This window comes from Pseudomonas deceptionensis, from assembly GCF_900106095.1.
Taxonomy (GTDB): domain Bacteria; phylum Pseudomonadota; class Gammaproteobacteria; order Pseudomonadales; family Pseudomonadaceae; genus Aquipseudomonas; species Aquipseudomonas deceptionensis.
The window spans coordinates 1,009,875-1,029,079 of the sequence record NZ_FNUD01000002.1 but is presented as its reverse complement, the minus strand read 5'-3'; the positions used below and the strand labels follow the sequence as shown (position 1 = coordinate 1,029,079).

General features: G+C 59.2%; 16 protein-coding genes. 6 read left to right on the top strand and 10 right to left on the bottom strand.

What is annotated here, in order from left to right:
• Positions 1 to 97: 97 nt before the first annotated feature.
• The 4 genes from BLW11_RS04495 to BLW11_RS04480 all read left to right on the top strand — a co-directional run bounded on the left by BLW11_RS04495 (position 98) and on the right by BLW11_RS04480 (position 6,205).
• Positions 98 to 1,189 (top strand): efflux RND transporter periplasmic adaptor subunit, encoded by a 1,092-nt coding sequence (locus tag BLW11_RS04495; protein WP_048361425.1) that lies wholly within the window; start codon positions 98 to 100, stop codon positions 1,187 to 1,189.
• A complete protein-coding gene (locus BLW11_RS04490; RefSeq protein WP_048361426.1) occupies positions 1,186 to 2,253 on the top strand; it encodes an efflux RND transporter periplasmic adaptor subunit in 1,068 nt (355 codons plus the stop codon). Before BLW11_RS04495 ends, BLW11_RS04490 begins: the two co-directional genes overlap by 4 nt.
• Positions 2,250 to 5,312, top strand: a complete 3,063-nt coding sequence (locus BLW11_RS04485; RefSeq protein WP_048361427.1) for an efflux RND transporter permease subunit — start codon at positions 2,250 to 2,252, stop codon at positions 5,310 to 5,312. The genes BLW11_RS04490 and BLW11_RS04485 overlap by 4 nt, the downstream gene beginning before the upstream one ends.
• Positions 5,313 to 5,464: 152 nt before the next feature.
• Positions 5,465 to 6,205 (top strand): SDR family oxidoreductase, encoded by a 741-nt coding sequence (locus BLW11_RS04480; RefSeq protein WP_048361428.1) that lies wholly within the window; start codon positions 5,465 to 5,467, stop codon positions 6,203 to 6,205.
• Between the two features lie 166 nt (positions 6,206 to 6,371).
• Here the strand turns inward: BLW11_RS04480 and BLW11_RS04475 are convergent, their stop codons facing one another.
• The 7 genes from BLW11_RS04475 to BLW11_RS04445 form a co-directional block, all read right to left on the bottom strand.
• Positions 6,372 to 6,998: an ABC-type transport auxiliary lipoprotein family protein gene (locus BLW11_RS04475; protein WP_048361429.1), complete on the bottom strand. Its 627-nt coding sequence runs from the start codon at positions 6,996 to 6,998 to the stop codon at positions 6,372 to 6,374.
• Positions 6,995 to 7,933: an MlaD family protein gene (locus BLW11_RS04470; RefSeq protein ID WP_048361430.1), complete on the bottom strand. Its 939-nt coding sequence runs from the start codon at positions 7,931 to 7,933 to the stop codon at positions 6,995 to 6,997. Before BLW11_RS04470 ends, BLW11_RS04475 begins: the two co-directional genes overlap by 4 nt.
• A 1-nt stretch (position 7,934) precedes the next feature.
• Positions 7,935 to 8,726: an ABC transporter ATP-binding protein gene (locus tag BLW11_RS04465; RefSeq protein ID WP_193790196.1), complete on the bottom strand. Its 792-nt coding sequence runs from the start codon at positions 8,724 to 8,726 to the stop codon at positions 7,935 to 7,937.
• A gap of 8 nt (positions 8,727 to 8,734) precedes the next feature.
• Positions 8,735 to 9,865: an ABC transporter permease gene (locus BLW11_RS04460; RefSeq protein WP_048361432.1), complete on the bottom strand. Its 1,131-nt coding sequence runs from the start codon at positions 9,863 to 9,865 to the stop codon at positions 8,735 to 8,737.
• A 79-nt stretch (positions 9,866 to 9,944) separates the two neighbouring features.
• Positions 9,945 to 10,985: a DUF5924 family protein gene (locus tag BLW11_RS04455; RefSeq protein ID WP_048361433.1), complete on the bottom strand. Its 1,041-nt coding sequence runs from the start codon at positions 10,983 to 10,985 to the stop codon at positions 9,945 to 9,947.
• Positions 10,986 to 11,115: 130 nt separating this feature from the next.
• Positions 11,116 to 11,781, bottom strand: coding sequence for a fumarylacetoacetate hydrolase family protein (locus BLW11_RS04450; RefSeq protein WP_048361434.1), 666 nt, complete (start codon positions 11,779 to 11,781; stop codon positions 11,116 to 11,118).
• 131 nt (positions 11,782 to 11,912) lie between these two features.
• The gene (locus BLW11_RS04445) at positions 11,913 to 13,307 is read right to left on the bottom strand and encodes an FAD-binding oxidoreductase (protein WP_048361435.1); all 1,395 of its coding nucleotides are present in this window, start codon (positions 13,305 to 13,307) and stop codon (positions 11,913 to 11,915) included.
• A 206-nt stretch (positions 13,308 to 13,513) separates the two neighbouring features.
• On the opposite strand from BLW11_RS04445, the gene serA reads away from it, so the two are divergent.
• The gene (serA, locus tag BLW11_RS04435; protein WP_048361436.1) at positions 13,514 to 14,743 is read left to right on the top strand and encodes a phosphoglycerate dehydrogenase; all 1,230 of its coding nucleotides are present in this window, start codon (positions 13,514 to 13,516) and stop codon (positions 14,741 to 14,743) included.
• 60 nt (positions 14,744 to 14,803) lie between these two features.
• On the opposite strand, the gene BLW11_RS04430 is transcribed toward serA, so the two are convergent.
• The gene (locus tag BLW11_RS04430; RefSeq protein WP_048361437.1) at positions 14,804 to 15,241 is read right to left on the bottom strand and encodes a DUF4399 domain-containing protein; all 438 of its coding nucleotides are present in this window, start codon (positions 15,239 to 15,241) and stop codon (positions 14,804 to 14,806) included.
• Between the two features lie 138 nt (positions 15,242 to 15,379).
• On the opposite strand from BLW11_RS04430, the gene BLW11_RS04425 reads away from it, so the two are divergent.
• The gene (locus BLW11_RS04425; RefSeq protein WP_048361438.1) at positions 15,380 to 16,036 is read left to right on the top strand and encodes a transporter substrate-binding domain-containing protein; all 657 of its coding nucleotides are present in this window, start codon (positions 15,380 to 15,382) and stop codon (positions 16,034 to 16,036) included.
• Positions 16,037 to 16,154: 118 nt separating this feature from the next.
• Here BLW11_RS04425 and BLW11_RS04420 read toward each other — a convergent pair whose 3' ends face one another.
• Together BLW11_RS04420 and BLW11_RS04415 are read right to left on the bottom strand one after the other, a co-directional pair.
• A complete protein-coding gene (locus tag BLW11_RS04420; RefSeq protein WP_048361439.1) occupies positions 16,155 to 17,408 on the bottom strand; it encodes a c-type cytochrome in 1,254 nt (417 codons plus the stop codon).
• 12 nt (positions 17,409 to 17,420) lie between these two features.
• Complete coding sequence (locus BLW11_RS04415; protein WP_048361440.1) at positions 17,421 to 19,205, bottom strand: GMC family oxidoreductase; 1,785 nt, start codon at positions 19,203 to 19,205, stop codon at positions 17,421 to 17,423.

The window sequence follows — 19,205 nt, the reverse complement described above, 5'->3', positions numbered from 1 at the left end:
TAGCAGCGGCGGCAATAGAGTCCCACAGACGGTAAACCCTGTTCTACGCTATCAACCGTATCCGGATGTTAAATCAGCGTCACGCAAAGGAGCTTGCATGGCTGGTCCACGAAACACAGGTATTTTGGGCTTGAGCCTTTTGGTGCTTCTGACCGCGTGCGGCAAAGAGGGTCCGAAGGAGCCTTTGTCCCCCAGGGTGTATGTGCAGCAGGTGAGCACTCGAGCGTTCGCTGCGCCCATTCAACTCAGCGGTGATATTCAGGCCCGGGTCGAAACCCAGCTGTCATTTCGCGTAGGTGGCAAGATTATCGAGCGCACGGTGGATGTGGGGGACCACATCCAGGCCCATCATGTGCTCGCCCGCCTCGACCCCAAGGACCTGAAGATTCAGGTCGAGACCGCCCGGGCCAGTGTCGATGCGCAACAGGCGCAAGTGGTGCAAACCCGTGCTGCGTTTATTCGCCAGCAAAAACTGCTGCCAAAAGGCTACACCAGCCAAAGCGAATACGACGCCGCCAACGCCGCCCAACTGAGTGCAAAAAGTGCCTTGGATGCCGCGCAGGCACAGCTGGCCAACGCGCGCGAACAACTGAGCTACAGCAACCTGGAAGCCGAAGCACCCGGCATCATCACCGCACGCCAGGCCGAGGTAGGCCAAGTGGTGCAGGCCACCATGCCGATTTTCACCCTGGCTCGCGATGGTGCAAGGGATGCGGTTTTCAACGTGTATGAATCGCTGTTTATCGAACCGCCCAAAGACCCCACGGTCCAGGTCACGCTATTGAGTAATCCGGCGATCAAGGTCAACGGCCAGATCCGCGAAATAACCCCCACCGTGGCGGCACAAAGCGGCACGCTGCAAATAAAGGTGCAACTGGATGCATTGCCCAAAGGCATGGACCTGGGCTCGATTGTCAGCGTCAACCTGACCCCGCCCCCCAGTCCCAGCATTGAGTTGCCGTGGTCGGCTTTGACCAAGGACATCAGCGAACCCGCGGTATGGATCGCCGACGAACAAAACAACGTGCGCCTGCAGCGGGTCAAGGTCGGGCGCTACCTGACCGGCAGCGTGATTGTCAGCGAAGGTCTCAAGGATGGAGAAAAAGTCGTGGTCGCAGGCGGGCAATTGTTACACCCCGGCATGAAGGTTGAAATCGTCCCCACTCCGGCCCAAGGAGTTCAACTATGAGGCGTTTGTGGGTGATGCCGTTGGCCGCCGCCATGCTGGTGGGATGCTCTGAAAAACAGCCGCCAGAACCCATTCGACCGGCACTGTATGTGGTGGCACGACCAGAGCTTGCTCAAGATCTGGGACGCTTTGCCGGCAATATCGAAGCCCGCTACGAGAGCACCTTGGGCTTTCGTGTTCCGGGGCGCATCGTGCGCCGGTATTACGACGTGGGAACGGTGGTCAAACAGGGCGACATTCTGGCTAACCTCGACCCCACCGATCAGCAAAATCAGTTGCGTTCGGCACAGGGCGATCTGGCCAAGGTGCAAGCCCAACTGATCAACGCCAAAGCCAACGCCCGCCGCCAGCAAGAGCTGTTCGACCGTGGTGTGGGCGCCCAGGCTCAACTGGACACGGCACAAGCCGACCTCAAGACCACCCAGGCCTCGATGCAACAGGCACAGGCGGCGGTTAATCAGGCCCAGGATCAGCTCAGTTACTGCAACCTGCGCGCCGACCATGACGCCGTGATCACTCAATGGCAGGCCGAAGCCGGGCAAGTGGTGAGCATCGGCCAGGAAGTCGTCACCCTGGCACGACCTGAAATCAAAGAGGCGGTGATCGACCTGCCGGGACCGCTGGCCGAGGCCTTGCCCAAAGGCATCGAGTTCCGCGTCGCCGGTCAGCTCGACCCGAACATCAACACCAGCGCCCATATCCGCGAAATCGCTCCACAGGCCGACAGTGCAACCCGCACACGGCGTACCCGCCTGACACTGGACTCGACCCCGGCGGCGTTTCGACTTGGCAGTTCGGTCAGCGTGACCGTCAGCAGCCCGACCGCCGAGCACTTTCAGCTGCCACTGACAGCCATTCAAGAAACCGACGGCCCCCCCCGCGTATGGATCATCGACACAGCAACCCAAACCGTCAGCCCCCGTGACATCACGGTTCTGCGGCGCACTACAAAAAGCGTGTTGTTATCAGGCGGCATAAAAGCCGGCGACATGGTGGTCAGTGCAGGCGTGCACAGCCTCACTCCAGGGCAGAAAGTCAGACTCGATAAGGAAAGCTCGCAATGAATGGGAAGTTCAACCTGTCCGAGTGGGCCCTGAAGCATCAGTCATTCGTCTGGTATTTGATGTTTGTAGCGGTGGTGGCCGGGATTTTCTCGTACATCAATCTGGGGCGCGCAGAGGACCCGTCCTTCGCCATCAAAACCATGGTCATCCAGACCAGATGGCCCGGCGCCACGGTCGATGAAACCCGGCTGCAAATCACCGACCGCATCGAGAAAAAGCTCGAAGAGCTGGATTCCCTCGACTACGTGCAAAGCTATACCCGCCCTGGCGAGTCCACGGTATTTGTGTTCCTCAAGGACACCACCAAGGCCGATGCCATCCCGAATATCTGGTATGAGGTGCGCAAGAAAATCGGCGACATTCGCGGCGATTTCCCCCAGGGCATTCAAGGCCCGGGGTTCGACGATGAGTTCGGTGATGTCTACGGCACCATCTTCGCCTTCACCGGCGACGGTTTCACCATGCGCCAACTGCGCGATTACGTGGAGCAGGTTCGCACCGGCATTCGCGATGTACCCAATCGCGGCAAAGTAATGACCATTGGCGAGCAGGACGAAACTTTCTACCTGGATTTTTCGACCCGCAAGCTGGCAGCGCTGGGCCTTGATCAGCAGCAAATCCTTGAAAGCCTGCAAGCGCAGAACGCCGTTACCCCCGCGGGGGTCATCGAAGCTGGCCCGGAACGCATGTCGGTGCGCACGTCGGGGCAGTTCCACAGTGTTGAAGACCTGGCCGTCGTGAACCTGCGGGTCAACGACCGTTTTTACCGCCTGGCCGACATCGCCGACATTACCCGGGGCTACGTCGACCCGGCTGCCCCCATGTTTCATTACAACGGCAAGCCAGCCATTGGTCTGGCGATCGCCATGATTGATGGCGGCAACATTCAGGAGTTCGGCAAACAACTGCAAGAACGCATTGATGAACTGACCGCCCAGTTGCCGGTGGGGGTGGGCGTACACATGGTGTCCGATCAGGCGCAGGTGGTTGAAGAAGCTGTGAGCGGCTTCACCAGCGCGCTGTTTGAAGCCGTAGTGATCGTGCTGGCGGTGAGTTTCATCAGCCTGGGCCTGCGAGCCGGTTTGGTGGTGGCGATCTCGATCCCGCTGGTGCTGGCGCTGGTGTTCGTGTTTATGGAGTTCACCGGCATTGCCATGCAACGGGTGTCGCTGGGTGCGCTGATCATCGCACTGGGCCTGCTGGTGGACGACGCGATGATCACGGTGGAGATGATGATCACGCGCCTGGAGCTGGGGGAAACCAAGGAGCAGGCCGCCACCTTTGCCTATCACTCCACGGCTTTCCCGATGCTGACCGGTACCCTGGTGACGGTGGCAGGTTTTGTCCCCATCGGGCTCAACAACAGTTCGGCAGGGGAATACACCTTCACCCTGTTCGCGGTGATTGCCGTGGCGATGCTGGTGTCGTGGGTGGTGGCGGTACTGTTCGCACCGGTGCTGGGTGTGCATATCCTGAGTGCCAAGGTTAAACCCAAGTCTGAAGAACCCGGGCGTCTGGCCCGGGCTTTCAACACCGCCCTGCTGTGGTGCATGCGTAATCGCTGGTGGACCATCGGCGCCACGGTGCTGATGTTTGTGCTGTCGGTGTTCGGCATGGGGCTGGTGCAGAACCAGTTTTTCCCGGCATCCGACCGCCCCGAGATTCTGGTGGACCTGAACCTGCCGCAAAACGCTTCAATTCAGGAAACCCTCAAAGTTACCCAGCGGTTTGAAGAGTCACTCAAGGGCGACCCGGATATCGTGCGCTGGAGCTCGTACATCGGCGAAGGCGCGATCCGCTTCTACCTGCCGCTGGACCAGCAACTGCAAAACCCCTTCTACGCCCAACTGGTCATCGTCAGTACCGGACTTGATAGCCGCGACGCCTTGATGGAGCGTCTCAACAAGCGTCTGCGCGAAGAGTTTGTGGGGGTCGGCAGCTTCGTCCATACCCTGGAACTGGGGCCTCCGGTGGGGCAACCGTTGCAGTACCGGGTCAGCGGCAAAAATATCGATCTGGTGCGCAAGTATTCGATCGACCTGGCCACAGTGCTCGACGCCAATCCCAACGTCGGCGAAACCATCTTCAACTGGAACGAACCCGGCAAGGTTCTGCGCATCGACATTGCCCAGGACAAGGCCCGCCAGTTCGGGCTGTCGTCCGAAGACGTGGCCCATGTGATGAACAGCATCGTCAGCGGGGCCGCCATCAGCCAGGTCAAGGACAACATCTACCTGGTCAACATCGTCGGGCGGGCCAACAGCAGTGAGCGCGGCACACCCGAAACCCTGCTCAACCTGCAGATCAGCACCCCGAGCGGCACCTCGATTCCGTTACTGGCCTTTGCCACAGTGCGCTACGAGCTGGAGCAACCGTTGATATGGAGCCGAGACCGGATCCCCACCCTGACCCTCAAGGCCTCGGTGCGTGGCTCAATGCAACCGACCGACCTGGTGGCGCAACTCAAGCCTGACATCGACAAATTCGCCGAAAGCCTGCCCCAGGGCTACACCTTGCAAACCGGCGGTACGGTGGAGCAAAGCGCCAAGGCCCAGGGCCCGATCGCCAAGGTAGTGCCGTTGATGCTGTTCTTGATGGCCACCTTCCTGATGATCCAGCTACAAAGCGTGAAGAAGATGTTCCTGGTGGTGAGTGTCGCGCCGCTGGGGCTGATCGGCGTGGTGCTGGCGCTGGTGCCCACCGGAACGCCGATGGGCTTTGTGGCGATTCTGGGGATTTTGGCGCTGGTGGGCATCATCGTGCGTAACTCGGTGATTCTGGTGACCCAGATCGACCAGTACGAGCGCGACGGATATGACCCGTGGCACGCCGTGATGCAAGCCACCCAGCACCGTCGCCGACCGATCCTGCTCACCGCTGCGGCGGCCAGCCTGGGCATGATCCCTATTGCCCGTGACGTGTTCTGGGGGCCAATGGCTTACGCCATGATTGGCGGCATTCTGTCGGCCACCTTGCTCACGCTGCTGTTCCTGCCTGCGCTGTATGTGGCCTCGTACAAGATCAAGGAGAACAAAGAGCCGCCACCTGCACACGTTTAGTCTGTGAAGGGTCTCTGAGGGGCGGGCTTGCTCGCCCTACAGAGGTGCGATTGTTGTGGGTTTACGAATACCGCAATCAATTCCAGCGTCTTTATCTGTTCAAACGTAAATGTGAACCTGGTCCCACGCCTAATTCCCTACGGAGTGTTGTTATGAGTTCTTCACAACCCAAGGTCGCCATTGTCACCGGCGCATCTCGCGGCATCGGTGCCGTGATCGCCAAACAGCTGGCAAGCGAAGGTTTTGCCGTGGTCATCAACTACGCCAGCAGTGCGGGCGAGGCCACGCGGCTGGTCGCACAATTGCGTGAAGACGGGCATGAGGCGATTGCCGTGCAAGCGGATGTGGCCAATGCCGCTGACGTGAAGCGCCTGTTCGACGAAGCGGAGCAGCAACTGGGCAAGGTCGATGTGCTGATCAACAACGCAGGCGTGCTCAACGTGCTGGCGCTGGCCCAGCACAGCGATGAAATGTACGAGCAGACCTTCAACATCAACACCAAAGGTACGTTCAATACCCTGCGCGAAGCCGCCACCCGGCTAAACGGCGGCGGGCGCATCGTCAATTTTTCGAGCAGTACGGTGGGCATGAACCTGCCGGGTTACGCGGTGTATATCGCCAGCAAGGCGGCGGTTGAGTCGTTGACTCAGGTCTTTGCCAAAGAACTGCGCGGGCGGCAGATTACCGTCAACGCAGTGGCTCCGGGGCCGGTGGCGACGGAGTTGTTTTTACATGGCAAGACCGATGAGCAAATCCAGACGTTTTCCAAGATGCCGCCGCTGGAGCGTCTGGGCCAGCCTCAAGACATCGCCAATATCGTCTCGTTTCTGGTGAGCCCGGCAGCGGATTGGGTCAACGGACAGGTTTTGCGAGCCAATGGCGGGTTGGTGTAGGCAAAAGCAAGAGCAGAAGCGCCCTCACCGTGGCCCTCTCCCGGAGGGCCAGGTGACTGACCGAGTTGATGCTGGATTCAACTCAATACTTTCAGACTGCCAAGACGCTTGAATATCCCCCCATCAACGCCCTCTCCCTCCGGGAGAGGGTTGGGGTGAGGGGCTTTTAACGCTGCGCCTGCCCCTGCTGCATCACCCACTGCACCACTTGCGGCATCAGGGTGTCGCTGGCCTGTCCAAACCCTGCAACCACCCCCGGCACCATGGGATTACTCAGCGGCTGGCGCGCTTCAAAGCGTTTGGAGGCGATCACACGCTGGTCGCTGCTGCGCACCAGACGGGCGTTGTACTGGATCAGCACTTCAGGGCTTTTGCCGTTGTAGTGCGTCTGGAACGCCAACAACTCCCCACCCAACTCATAATCGGCCTGCACGGTGGTGTCATCGGTGCTCAGGCCCTGGATCCGGCCATCCTGCAAGAACGCCTCAAGCAGACGGTTACGCAGCAGCACGGGCGCCGTATCGCTCCAGCGTGCGCCCTTGTAGTTGCTGATCAGGTTGCCCTCTGGCACCACCACGATGTTCTGGCTGTTCAGCGCGCCAGTGGTCATCGGCTTGTCGAGACGCAACGACCACTTCACTGGCGCACTCTGGCTGACGGCCATGGGCGCTTGCGCAGCCGGCAGCCGATACACGTCGACTATCTCGGGTTTGGGCAGAATCGAGCAGGCGCTGAGCAAGCTCAGGCCGGCTGCAAGGACGATGGAGCCTGCCAGGCGATAGGTGCGCTTCATGGGGTGAATTCCTTGTTCTGCTCGCGGCCCAGCAAGTAACCGCTTGGATTGGCTTCCAGGCGCCGCGAGATCGAGCGCAATGTACCGAGGGTTTCGCGCAGTTCGTTGACCGCAGGGCCGAGCTGATTCAGCCCCTGCAGGCCGCTGTTGAGCGAGTCCTCGTTGTTGTTGATCAGTTTATTGATCGTCGACGTGCTCTGCTGCAGCGAAGTCATGGCCTGCTCGGCACTGTTGAACATCTTCTTGCCTTCGGTGCTCAACAGGCCGTTGGCGTTGCGCATCAGCACGTTGGTTTGCTCAAGCGTGACGCTGGCCTGCTTGCCCACCTGGGCCAGCTGTTTCAACGTCTGGCTGATGTCGCCGCGCTGGCCGGCAATGGCCGTGGTGGTTTGCTCAAGGTTGTCCAGAGTCTTGCTGACACGGTCGACGTTGTCGTCAGAGAACAGGCGGTTGGCGTTGTGCAGCAATATATTGACGTTGGCCAACAAGTCGTTGCCATCGGTCAGCAGCCGGGCGATCGGGGAAGGCGAGGCGATAATCTCCGGCAGCTTGCCGTCTTTGCCCTTGAGGTCCGGGCTGTTCGGGTCGCCGCCACTGAGCTGGATGATTGAAGTACCAGTCACACCGGTCAGCGCCAGCTTGGCCTTGGTATCGACCTTGACCGGGGTGCTGGCGGCCAGACGAATGCGCGCCAGTACGCGGCGCGGGTCTTTGTCGTCCAGGCGCAACTCGATCACGTCGCCGACCTTGATGCCGTTGTATTGCACCGAGCTGCCTTTGGACAGGCCGCTGACGGCTTCGTTGAACACCACTTCGTAATCCTTGAACGTGCTGTCCATGCTCGCCTTGGCCAGCCACAGGCCGAACAGCATGGCCCCGACGACAACCAATACGCTGAACAGGCCGATCAATACATGATGGGCACGGGTTTCCATGTCATTGCTCCTTGAGGTGGGTTGCCGCTTCGTATGCGGCGCGGCCACGGGGGCCATGGAAATATTCATGAATCCACGGGTCGTCGTAGTCTTCGACCTCCGTGATGGGCGCTGCCACCAGCACCCGTTTTTGCGACAACACCGCCACCCGGTCGGTGATGGTGTACAGCGTGTCGAGGTCGTGGGTAACGAGGAACACGCTCAGGCCCAGCGCATCGCGCAGGGTCAGAATCAGTTGGTCGAAGGCCGCCGCACCGATCGGATCGAGCCCGGCAGTGGGTTCGTCGAGAAACAGGATGTCCGGGTCCAGCGCCAGCGCCCGGGCCAGCGCAGCGCGCTTGACCATGCCGCCGGACAGCGAGGACGGGTACTTGTCTGCCGCCGACAGGGGTAACCCCGACAGCGCCAGCTTGACGCACGCCAGGTGCTCGGCATCAGGTCGGCTCAGCCCCGCGTGTTCGATCAGGGGCAGGGCGATGTTCTCTTTTACCGTCAGCGAAGAAAACAGTGCGCCCATCTGAAACAGCACGCCAAAGCGTCGTTCGACCATTGAGCGCGCCTGTTCATCAAGGCTCATCAAGTCCTGGCCAAATACCCGGACTTGCCCTTCAGTAGGGCGACGCAGGCCGACAATACTGCGCAACAGCACGGATTTACCGGTACCGGAGCCGCCGACCACACCGAGAATTTCACCTTTGTACACATCAAGGTCGAGGTGTTCATGCACGGCCTGGCTACCAAAGCGGTTGCACAGGTCACGCACCTCGATCACTGCCTCGCCGGGCTTGCGCAGGGAAGTACTCACCAGCCCATCTCCATAAAGAACAACGCGGCCACGGCGTCGAGGACGATCACGATAAAGATCGATTGCACCACGCTGGACGTGGTGTGGGCGCCCACCGACTCGGCGCTGCCGCTGACTTTAAAGCCCTCAAGGCAGCCCACTGCAGCAATCAGAAAGGCAAAAAACGGCGCTTTGACCATGCCCACCAAAAAGTTCTGCACGCCGATGTCCGAGTGCAGCAGCGAAATAAACATGTCCGGCGAGATGCCCAGCGACACTACGCACACCACGGCTCCGCCGAGGATGCCCGCCATCATGGCCAGGAACGTCAGCAGCGGCAGGGAAATCAGCAGGGCCAGCACCCGTGGCAGCACCAGCAAATCCATCGGATCGAGGCCCAGGGTGCGGATTGCGTCGATCTCTTCGTTGGCTTTCATCGAGCCGATTTGCGCGGTAAACGCACTGGCCGTGCGGCCTGCCAGCAGGATGGCGGTGAGCAACACGCCAAATTCACGCAGAAAGGAAAACGCCACCAGGTCAACGGTAAAAATCCCCGCACCAAAGTTGGCCAGCACCGTGGCACCGAGAAACGCCACTACGGCGCCCACCATAAAGGTCAGCAACACCACAATCGGCGCGGCGTTGAGGCCGATCTGCTCGATATGCGACACCACCGGGGTGATGCGCCATTGCTTGGGCCGGAACAGGTTGCGCGCCAGGGTTTGCAGGATCAGGCCGATAAAACCCAGCAGTTGCAGGGTGTCTTGCCACAGCTTGTAGACCGAGCTGCCGATACGGCTCAACAACAGGATGCCGATGTTTTGCTCTTCGACTTTGACCGGCACACAGAAGTCGCGCATTGAGGAGTAGATCGTTTGCAACAAGGCGCGATCCGCGGCTGGGAGCTTTTGTGCCGTCCGGGTTAGCTGGTTGACGCGCTCGGCACCCAGCAACTCCACCAGCAGCGACGCACCGGCCGTGTCGATACTGGTCACATCGTCCAGGCTGATAGCGGTCTGGTCGTCATACTGCCCGACCAGTTGCTCGGTCTGCTGCTTGAGGCAGGTGTAATGGGCGAGCGTCCAGTCGCCGCTTATCAACAGCCGCGCCGGATTACTGGAAGTGTCTAGTTGGGCATTGCCCGCCATGGCCGTAATAATCGTAAGCTCCCAGCTCAGTACGTTTAAACGCAGACCTTATGTAATAGCACAATCCTGCAAAAGTGTTTCAGTTTGCCGGAACATCCACTGGCGGTGCTTGATCTGGGTTAACCCGGAAGCGTAAAACGCCGATCAATTGCCCATCCTCCGTCAGTACCCGTACTTGCCAGCGACCCACCGGGTTGGGCGGGAAATTCTGCTTGTGGGTCCAGGCGCGGTAGCCCTCTTTGCGCCCGCCACGAATATCGAGCGCAATGCGGTCGACCTCCTGGCCGTTGAGTTGCCAGACGTGATAAATCCGCTCGTTCAAGCCCCGCGGCGCGTTGATCGAGGTGTATGCATACAGGCCACGGCTGCGCAGCTCGTTGACGCTGATGTCTTTGATGCTCTCACCCGGCGTGCGGTCTTGCAGCTGGGTGGTGACGGCCACTTCGGTCATCCACAGCGTGGCCGGTGGCACCCAGGAGCGCAGCAACCAACCGGTGCCGCCCAGCGCGAGCACGATCAAGGGCAGCACCAGCCAGCCGCGCCAGGTCTTGAGCGGCAGGCTCACGGCCAGGCTGGGTATGGAAAGCAGCACGGCGGTGCCCAGCGCCAGCTTGTAACTCTGGGCGGTGGTCAGGTTGAGGATGATCGGTAATGCGGTCAGCATCGCCGCGAACAGGGCGAGGGTGTGCAGGGCCAAGTACAGCCAGCGCCGGGGGGCCAGCCATTTGTAATACAGCGGGTCAGTGATCGTGACCAGCGCGCACGCCCCCAGCAGCCCGGTAAACACAAGCTGGCCGCTGTTCCAGGTGGTGGTGATAAAGAAAAACGGCAGGACGAAGAACAGACTTTCCTGATGGATCATCTGGGTCGCATAACGCAGCAGCGGCGGCGGGATTTCGCGGTTGAACACGCGGGTAAACAGCTGGGTAAAGGTGTTTTCCAGCATCAGCCAGACCCAGCTCACGAGCAGGATCACGGCGATCCAGCGGGCCATGCCCTGCTGGCGGTCCACCAGAATAAAACTGCCCACGCCCGAGCAAAAACCAAACGCCGCAATCAGCCCTGGATAGCGCTTCATCAACTCAAGGACGCGCTGTATGTGGAGGTTCCAGTTAGGCATTCGGCAGTTCACATTCTGTATAGGAAATATCCTCGACAGAATACATGCAGCCGCTGCCGAAGGCTGCGATAAGGTCCGCAGGACCCTCAAAAAAGCAGGGCCACTGCGTCGCAGCGGCTACACGGGTGTTTTAGCGCACGCTACTTTCGAAGCGGCTTACACCCGTCAATTCCAGTACCAGTTCATCGCCCACATTCAGCGGACCAACGCCTGCCGGAGTCCCGGTCATGATGACATCGCCCGCTTGCAGCGAGAAGCACGCGGCCATGTGCTGGATCATCGGCACAATCGGGTTGAGCATCAGGGCACTGTTGCCGTCCTGACGCACTTCACCGTTGATGGTCAAACGAATGCCGATATCGGCCAGGTCAGTAAACGTGCAGCTCGGCACAAACGGCGCGAGCACGCAGGCGCCATCGAACGACTTGGCGATCTCCCACGGCAAGCCTTTGCCCTTGAGCTCGGCCTGCTTGTCGCGCAGGGTCAGATCCAGCCCCGGAGCAAAACCGGAGATGGCATCCAGAACTTCTTCAACGCTGGGGTTATTCGACAAGGGCTTGCCGATCAGCACCGAGATTTCTGCTTCGTAGTGCACTGAGCCGCGTTCGGTTGGAATCGTGAACCCACCGTCCAGAGGTACGACACAACTGCCCGGCTTGATGAAAAGCAGTGGCTCAGACGGGATCGGGTTGTCCAGTTCCTTGGCATGTTCGGCATAGTTGCGGCCGATGCACACCACTTTACCGATAGGAAAGTGAATCCGGGTACCGTCGACATACTGGTGCTGATAGCTCATTGACCGACTCCACTGTTTTGGATTGTGCGCATTTGTAGCCGCTGCCGAAGGCTGCGATGGGCTGCGCAGCGGCCCCTCGAAGGGCCTGAGGGCCTTATCGCAGCCTGCGGCAGCGGCTACAGGTTCTGTGGTTAAACCGCAAAAATCTTGCCCGGGTTCATGATGCCGTTCGGGTCGAACACGGCCTTGAGCGCTTTCATGTACTCGATCTCCACCGGCGAGCGGCTGTAGGTCAGGTAATCGCGCTTGGTCATGCCCACGCCGTGTTCGGCAGAGATCGAACCGTTGTACTTCTCTACGGTTTCAAATACCCACTTGTTCACCGTTGCGCACTTGGCGAAGAACTCGTCCTTGCTCAGGTTTTCAGGCTTGAGGATGTTCAAGTGCAGGTTGCCGTCACCGATGTGGCCAAACCAGACAATTTCGAAGTCCGGGTAGTGTTCGCCGACAATCGCATCAATTTCTTTCAAGAATGCCGGTACTTTCGACACAGTGACCGAAATGTCGTTTTTATACGGCGTCCAGTGGGAAATGGTCTCGGAGATGTATTCGCGCAGTTTCCACAGGTTTTGCAGCTGGGTCTCGCTCTGGCTCATCACGCCATCGAGCACCCAACCTTCTTCCATGCAATGTTCGAAGGTTTCCAGCGCCGCGTTGGCCACTTCTTCAGTGGTCGCTTCAAATTCCAGCAACGCATAGAACGGGCAATCCGTCTCGAACGGCGAAGGCACATCACCACGGCCCATCACTTTGGCCAGTGCCTTGTCGGAGAAGAACTCAAACGCCGTCAGGTCAAGCTTGCTCTGGAACGCGTGCAGCACGGGCATGATGGAATCGAAGTCCGCAGTGCCGAGCACCATCGCGGTAAGGTTCTTCGGCGCACGGTCCAGGCGCATGGTGGCTTCCACCACAAAACCCAGGGTGCCTTCAGCGCCGATAAACAACTGGCGCATGTCGTAGCCGGTGGCGTTTTTGATCAGGTCCTTGTTCAGCTCCAGCACGTCGCCCTTGCCGGTCACCACTTTCATGCCCGCGACCCAGTTGCGGGTCATGCCGTAACGAATAACCTTGATTCCGCCGGCATTGGTGCCGATATTGCCGCCAATCTGGCTGGAACCTGCCGAGGCAAAATCCACCGGGTAATACAGGCCGTTTTCTTCGGCCAGGTTTTGCAGGTGCTCGGTGACCACGCCCGGCTGGCAGACCACGGTGCGGTCGGTCAGGTTGATGCCCAGCACTTGATTCATGTAGTCGAACGACACAACCACTTCGCCATTGGCGGCCACGGCCGCGGCCGACAAACCGGTACGGCCGCCCGAAGGCACCAGCGCCACATTATTCGCGTTGGCCCACAGCACGATGGCCTGCACCTGCTCGGTGGTTTTGGGGAACACAATGGCCAGCGGGGCCGGGGCGAAATGCTTGGTCCAGTCCTTGCCGTAAGCATTAAGGGAGTCGGCGTCGGTCAAGACCTTGCCAGGCTCTACCAGGGTCTTTAGCTCATCAATCAAGGCAGGATGGGTCATCAACAGAACTCTCGAACAATTCATGGTCATCCTGAGAACGCTTCACGTCGCAGGAATGGGTGTTTAGCGGGGCGCTTATGCTAGCATACGACCCCCCCGTAGAATCGAGCCGTAGGACGATTCTCGGTGCCGGTCTTCACGCCGGCCAGGTCAGCTCTCGCTGTCCATTCCCTGCCATTTTTTCTCTGGGACACAGGTTTACGCAGATGAGCAAGACTTCTCTCGATAAGAGCAAGATCAAGTTCCTTCTTTTGGAAGGCGTCCACCAATCCGCTGTTGAAGTGCTCAAATCTGCCGGGTACACCAGCATTGAGTACATCACCAGTTCCTTGCCTGAAGCCCAGCTGAAGGAAAAGATCGCTGATGCCCACTTTATCGGCATCCGTTCTCGTACCCAGCTGACCGAAGAAGTGTTCGACTGCGCCAAGAAGTTGGTCGCTGTTGGTTGTTTCTGCATCGGCACCAACCAGGTCGATCTCAACGCTGCACGTGAGCGCGGTATCGCTGTTTTCAACGCCCCCTACTCCAACACCCGTTCGGTGGCTGAGCTGGTACTGGCTGAAGCGATCCTGTTGTTGCGTGGCATCCCTGAGAAAAACGCTTCCTGCCACCGTGGTGGCTGGATCAAAAGCGCGGCCAACTCCTTCGAAATCCGCGGCAAAAAGCTGGGTATCGTCGGTTACGGTTCGATCGGTACTCAGCTGTCGGTACTGGCTGAAGGCCTGGGCATGCAAGTGTTCTTCTACGACACGGTGACCAAGCTGCCATTGGGCAACGCGACTCAGGTCGGCAACCTGCACGAACTGTTGGGCATGTCCGACATCGTGACCTTGCACGTTCCTGAAACCGCCGCCACTCAGTGGATGATCGGTGAGAAAGAAATCCGCGCCATCAAAAAGGGCGGGATTCTGATCAACGCCGCACGTGGCACCGTGGTTGAGCTGGACGCCCTGGCTGACGCGATCAAGGACAAGCACCTGATCGGCGCCGCCATCGACGTATTCCCGGTTGAGCCGCGCTCCAACGACGACGTGTTCGAAAGCCCGCTGCGCGGCCTGGACAACGTGATCCTGACCCCGCACATCGGTGGTTCCACCGCTGAAGCGCAAGCCAACATCGGTCTGGAAGTGGCAGAGAAGCTGGTCAAGTACAGCGACAACGGTACTTCGGTATCGTCCGTGAACTTCCCGGAAGTGGCCCTGCCGGCTCACCCTGGCAAGCACCGCCTGTTGCACATCCACGAAAACATTCCGGGTGTGATGAGCGAGATCAACAAGGTCTTCGCCGAAAACGGGATCAACATCTCCGGCCAGTTCCTGCAAACCAACGAAAAGGTTGGCTACGTGGTGATCGACGTCGACGCCGAGTCCTCGGACCTGGCGCAAGAGAAGCTGCAGACCATCAAAGGCACTATCCGTTGCCGCGTGCTGTTCTAAAACGCGCTTCAATAAAAAGGGAGACCCTCGGGTCTCCCTTTTTTATTAACGTGTTGAAAACTACTTCACATTGACGGTGATTTTTTTCGAAACGATGGCAGGCTCGAACGGCACGTGGTTTTTGTCGCCCAGCTCCAGTTGCAGGGTGTGCTTGCCCGGCGTCAGGGTGACTTCGGTTTCAGTCTGGGCCTTGCCGAAATGGACGTGATTGGCGTCAGCCGGGATCGGCATGCCCGAGGCCGGCAGCGTGTCGACGTCGATCAGCAGGTGATGGTGGCCAGTGGCAGGGGCCTGATCGCCAGCCGGCGCGAGTGCGACGCCTTCAACGCCGAATTTCACCTTGAAGGTTTTATCCACAGTGGCGCCGTCAGCCGGGGACACGATAAAAACCTTGGCGCCTTCAGGGGCCGGGGTAGTCGGCATACCGGCGGCCGTGGCCATCACCGAAGCGCCCATCAATACAGAAGCCAACGCAACACGAGACAATAAAGCTTTCATTTTTTTCTCCGGTTTTTGCAAAAAACTCAGGCTCCGGACAACTTTGAGACAATCTGTTGTCCAACGCCGCAATTGACCAACATAAAGCAAAGCGCACACCCGTTGCGAATCGCTTGCATCAAATTCAAAGGAGTGACCATGCGTTTTCTGCCAGGCCTGATTCTTTTACTGCCCTTGGTGAGCCCATTGGCTCAAGCCGAACTGATCGACGACGTAAACGACCGGGGCGAACTGCGCATCGCCCTGGAGGCCGACATTGCCCCCTTCAGCTTTAAGCAGGATGGACGTCTGGCCGGCTTTGAAGTGGAACTGGCCGAGCTGCTGGCCCAAGAGCTGGAAGTGCATCCCTCCATTCTTGTTACTGACCGCAATGACCTGCTGTCAGGTGTCGAAAGCGGTAAATACGATGTCGCAATTAACCACATCGCTTTGACCCCCGAACTTCAGGATCGTTTCGACTTCAGCGAACCTTATGGCTATGCCCCTGCGCAGACACTTGTTCGCCAGGAGCCGCCGCGCCCGTCCAGCACCCTGGAAAAAATCCAGGATCAGCTGTTAGGCGTAGCTCAGAGCGGCCCCTTTGTCGAACATCAGTCATTGGTAGTCGTGGCGGACAAGCAGCCGGTCGCGCAAGCGCCAACCCCGGATCAGGTCGTAGCCATGGCGATTCCTTTCCAGAAAGGCAACCCGGCGTTCCAGGCCAGCCTGGACAAAGCACTGCAGCGGATCAAGGCCGATGGCCGGCTGGAGGCCTTGTCGCAGAAGTGGTTCGGGGTGGCTAAGGATCGGCCCTGAGCCTGGCCTATGTAGCCGCTGACGAGGCTGCGATGGGCTGCGAAGCGGCCCCGCCATTTTGAATGGTCCTGCGGACCTTATCGCAGCCTCGTACCTCGTCAGCGGCTACACATCCATGTTAATCGCGCAAATCCTTCACATCCCCTGCCTTCACTTCACCCGCCTGGTTGCCCCAGCTGGTGCGGATGAAATTGACCACATCGGCCACTTCCTGATCCGACAAGCGCCAGTCGAAAGCAGGCATGGTGAAGGTCGATGGCGCCGTGTGAGTCGCAGGCAACGTCCCGCCTTTAAGCACGATATGAATCAGCGACGTCGGGTCGGCCGACTGAAGCACCGGATTGCCCGCCAGGGCAGGGAACACTCGGGTATAGCCGTGACCGTCAGTGCGATGGCAGGCCGCGCAGTTATCGATATACACCGCAGCACCGCGTTTGCTGTCGTCACCGTTCCACAGGGCATCCGCGACGGCCGGATCGTACTGATGGGGCGTGTCCGCGGGATCAACCGCAGGCAACGACTTCAAGTAGCGAGCGATAGCGGTGAGATCAGCCTCGGACATGTACTGCATGCTGTGTACGATCACATCACTCATGCCGCCAAACACAGCACTGCGATCACTGCGCCCGGTCTTAAGGAACTGCACCAGTTGCTCTTCGCTCCAACTGCCCAGACCGTCCTTGTGATCCCCACGCAGGTTCTTCGCGATCCAGCCTTCCAGTGGTGCGCTGCCTGACAGAAACGCCGGGCTGTCGCTGGCACTCAGGGCTTTTTCCTGCATGGTCAGTGCCCGTGGCGTGTGGCATGCACCGCAGTGCCCAAGGCCTTCCACCAGATACGCGCCGCGACTTGTCACCGCGTCTTGCCCGGCTTGGGGCTTGAAGTCTTCAACCTTCGGAGCAAACAGCCAGCGCCATATCGCCAACGGCCAGCGCATGCTCAGCGGCCACGGAATATCAGCCTCCTGGTTCGCTTGCTCGACAGGTTTTACGCCCTTCATAAAGTAGGCATACAACGCCTGCATATCGGCCTGGTTGACCCGCGCATAGGACGGATACGGCATGGCCGGATACAAGGTGCTGCCATTTTGCGCGACGCCGTGGCGCACAGCCTTGTCGAAATCTTCAAAGCTGTAGCTGCCGATGCCGCTTTTACCCGGCGTGATGTTGGTCGAATAAATCGTACCAATCGGGGTTTCCATCGCCAGACCACCGGCGAACGGCTTGCCGTCCTTGGCGGTGTGGCACGCCACGCAGTCACCGGCGCGCGCCAGGTATTCACCTTGCTTGACCAGGGCCTGCGGGTCGCTGTCTGCGGCCACCGCCGAGAAGCAGGCGAACAGGGTCAGGGTCGCGATAACAAATGCTTTCATGGTCATCGCTCCTTATGCCTGAACCAGTGGGCCGGGGTTTTTCAGGTACTGCTCACGGATTGCCCGGGCCGACCAATAGGTCAACGCGGCAACCAGACCTGTCGGGTTGTATCCCAAACCTTGTGGGAAGGCAGAAGCGCCCGGCACAAACACGTTGTGCACGTCCCAGCTCTGCAAGTAGCGATTCAGGGCGCTGGTCTTCGGGTCTGTGCCCATGATCGCGCCACCGTTCAAGTGAGTGGTCTGGTAGGAGGCCGTGTTGAAGTGGTCGCCGACCTGTTTGCCGATTCGGGCGATGGCTTTGGGGTCCATCGCTTCAGCGATTTTGCCCATTTTCTCCATCATGAAACGGTTCATCTTGATGTCGTTTTCCTGCCAATCGAAGGTCATCCGCAGCAGGGGTTGACCGTAAGCATCGCGATACACCGGGTCCAGATCGAGGTAGTTGCAACGGTAGGACTGATGCGCACCGTGTGAGTCCATCGACACCTGGTGGGTGTAGTAATCGGCGGTTGCACGCTTCCAGGCGCTGCCCCAGGCCGGAGTGCCCGGCGGGTTGGACGTGCCGGCAATCGGTCGGCTGCCGGCCTGGTTGACCCACATCGGCGAGCCCCCGACAAAGCCATGAGGCCCGTGGTCGAAGTTGTCCGCGTTGAAGTCATCGATCGCGACGCCATTGCCCCCCGCACCGATAAAGTTGTTGGTGTGCACGTCTTTGTCGAAGTAAGCCTTGATGGTGCCCATGTTCTGGTAGGCAAAGTTACGGCCCACCACACCTTCGTTGGTGATCGGGTTGTAAGGCTTGCCAATCCCCGACAACAGCATCAGGCGTACGTTATGGAACTGGAACGCGCCCAGAATCACCAGATCGGCCGGTTGCTCGATTTCACGGCCCAGGGCGTCGATGTAAGTCACGCCGGTGGCCTTGGTTTTAGTGCTGTCCAGGTTGACCCGGATCACATGCGCATCCGGGCGCAGCTCAAAGTTGGGCAGCGGCTTGAGCGCCGGCAGGATGTTTACGTTGGGCGATGCCTTGGAATACATGTAGCAGACATAACCGCTGCAGAAGCCGCAGAAGTTGCACGGCCCCATTTGCGCGCCATACGGGTTGGTGTAAGGCCCGGAGGTGTTCGCTGACGGAAGGTTGTAAGGCTTGTAGCCCACGTCATTGGCCGCTTTCTGAAACAGCTGCGCGGAGTAAGTGTTCTTCTGCGACACCAGCGGGAAATTATCCGAACGATCCGGCGCATAAGGGTTGCCGCCTTTGCCTTCGCCGACCAATTGGCCGTTGACTGTCCAGGCCTGACCCGAAGTACCGAACACTTTTTCGGCATAGTCGAAAAACGGTTCCAGCTCTTCATAGCTGACGCCGAAGTCCTGGATGGTCATGTCCTTGGGGATAAAGTTTTTGCCGTAGCGCTCTTCGTAATGGCTGCGCATGCGCAGTTCCATCGGGTCTACCCGAAAATGCACGCCCGACCAGTGCAAGCCTGCGCCGCCCACACCGTTACCCGGCAGGAATGCACCCAGTTGGCGATTAGGCAGGGCCACGTCATTGATGCTGTGACGGATGGTGACGGTTTCTTTGGAGACGTCCTGAAACAGCTTTTTACGCACGCTGTAGGTCAGTTCATCGATCACCTGTGGATAGTTACCGTCCGGGTAGGTGTCCTGCATTGGGCCACGTTCTAGGGCCACAACATTCAGGCCAGCTTCGGTCAGTTCTTTGGCCATGATCGCGCCGGTCCAGCCGAAACCGACGATAACTGCATCAACTTTTTTCATAACGGTCGACAT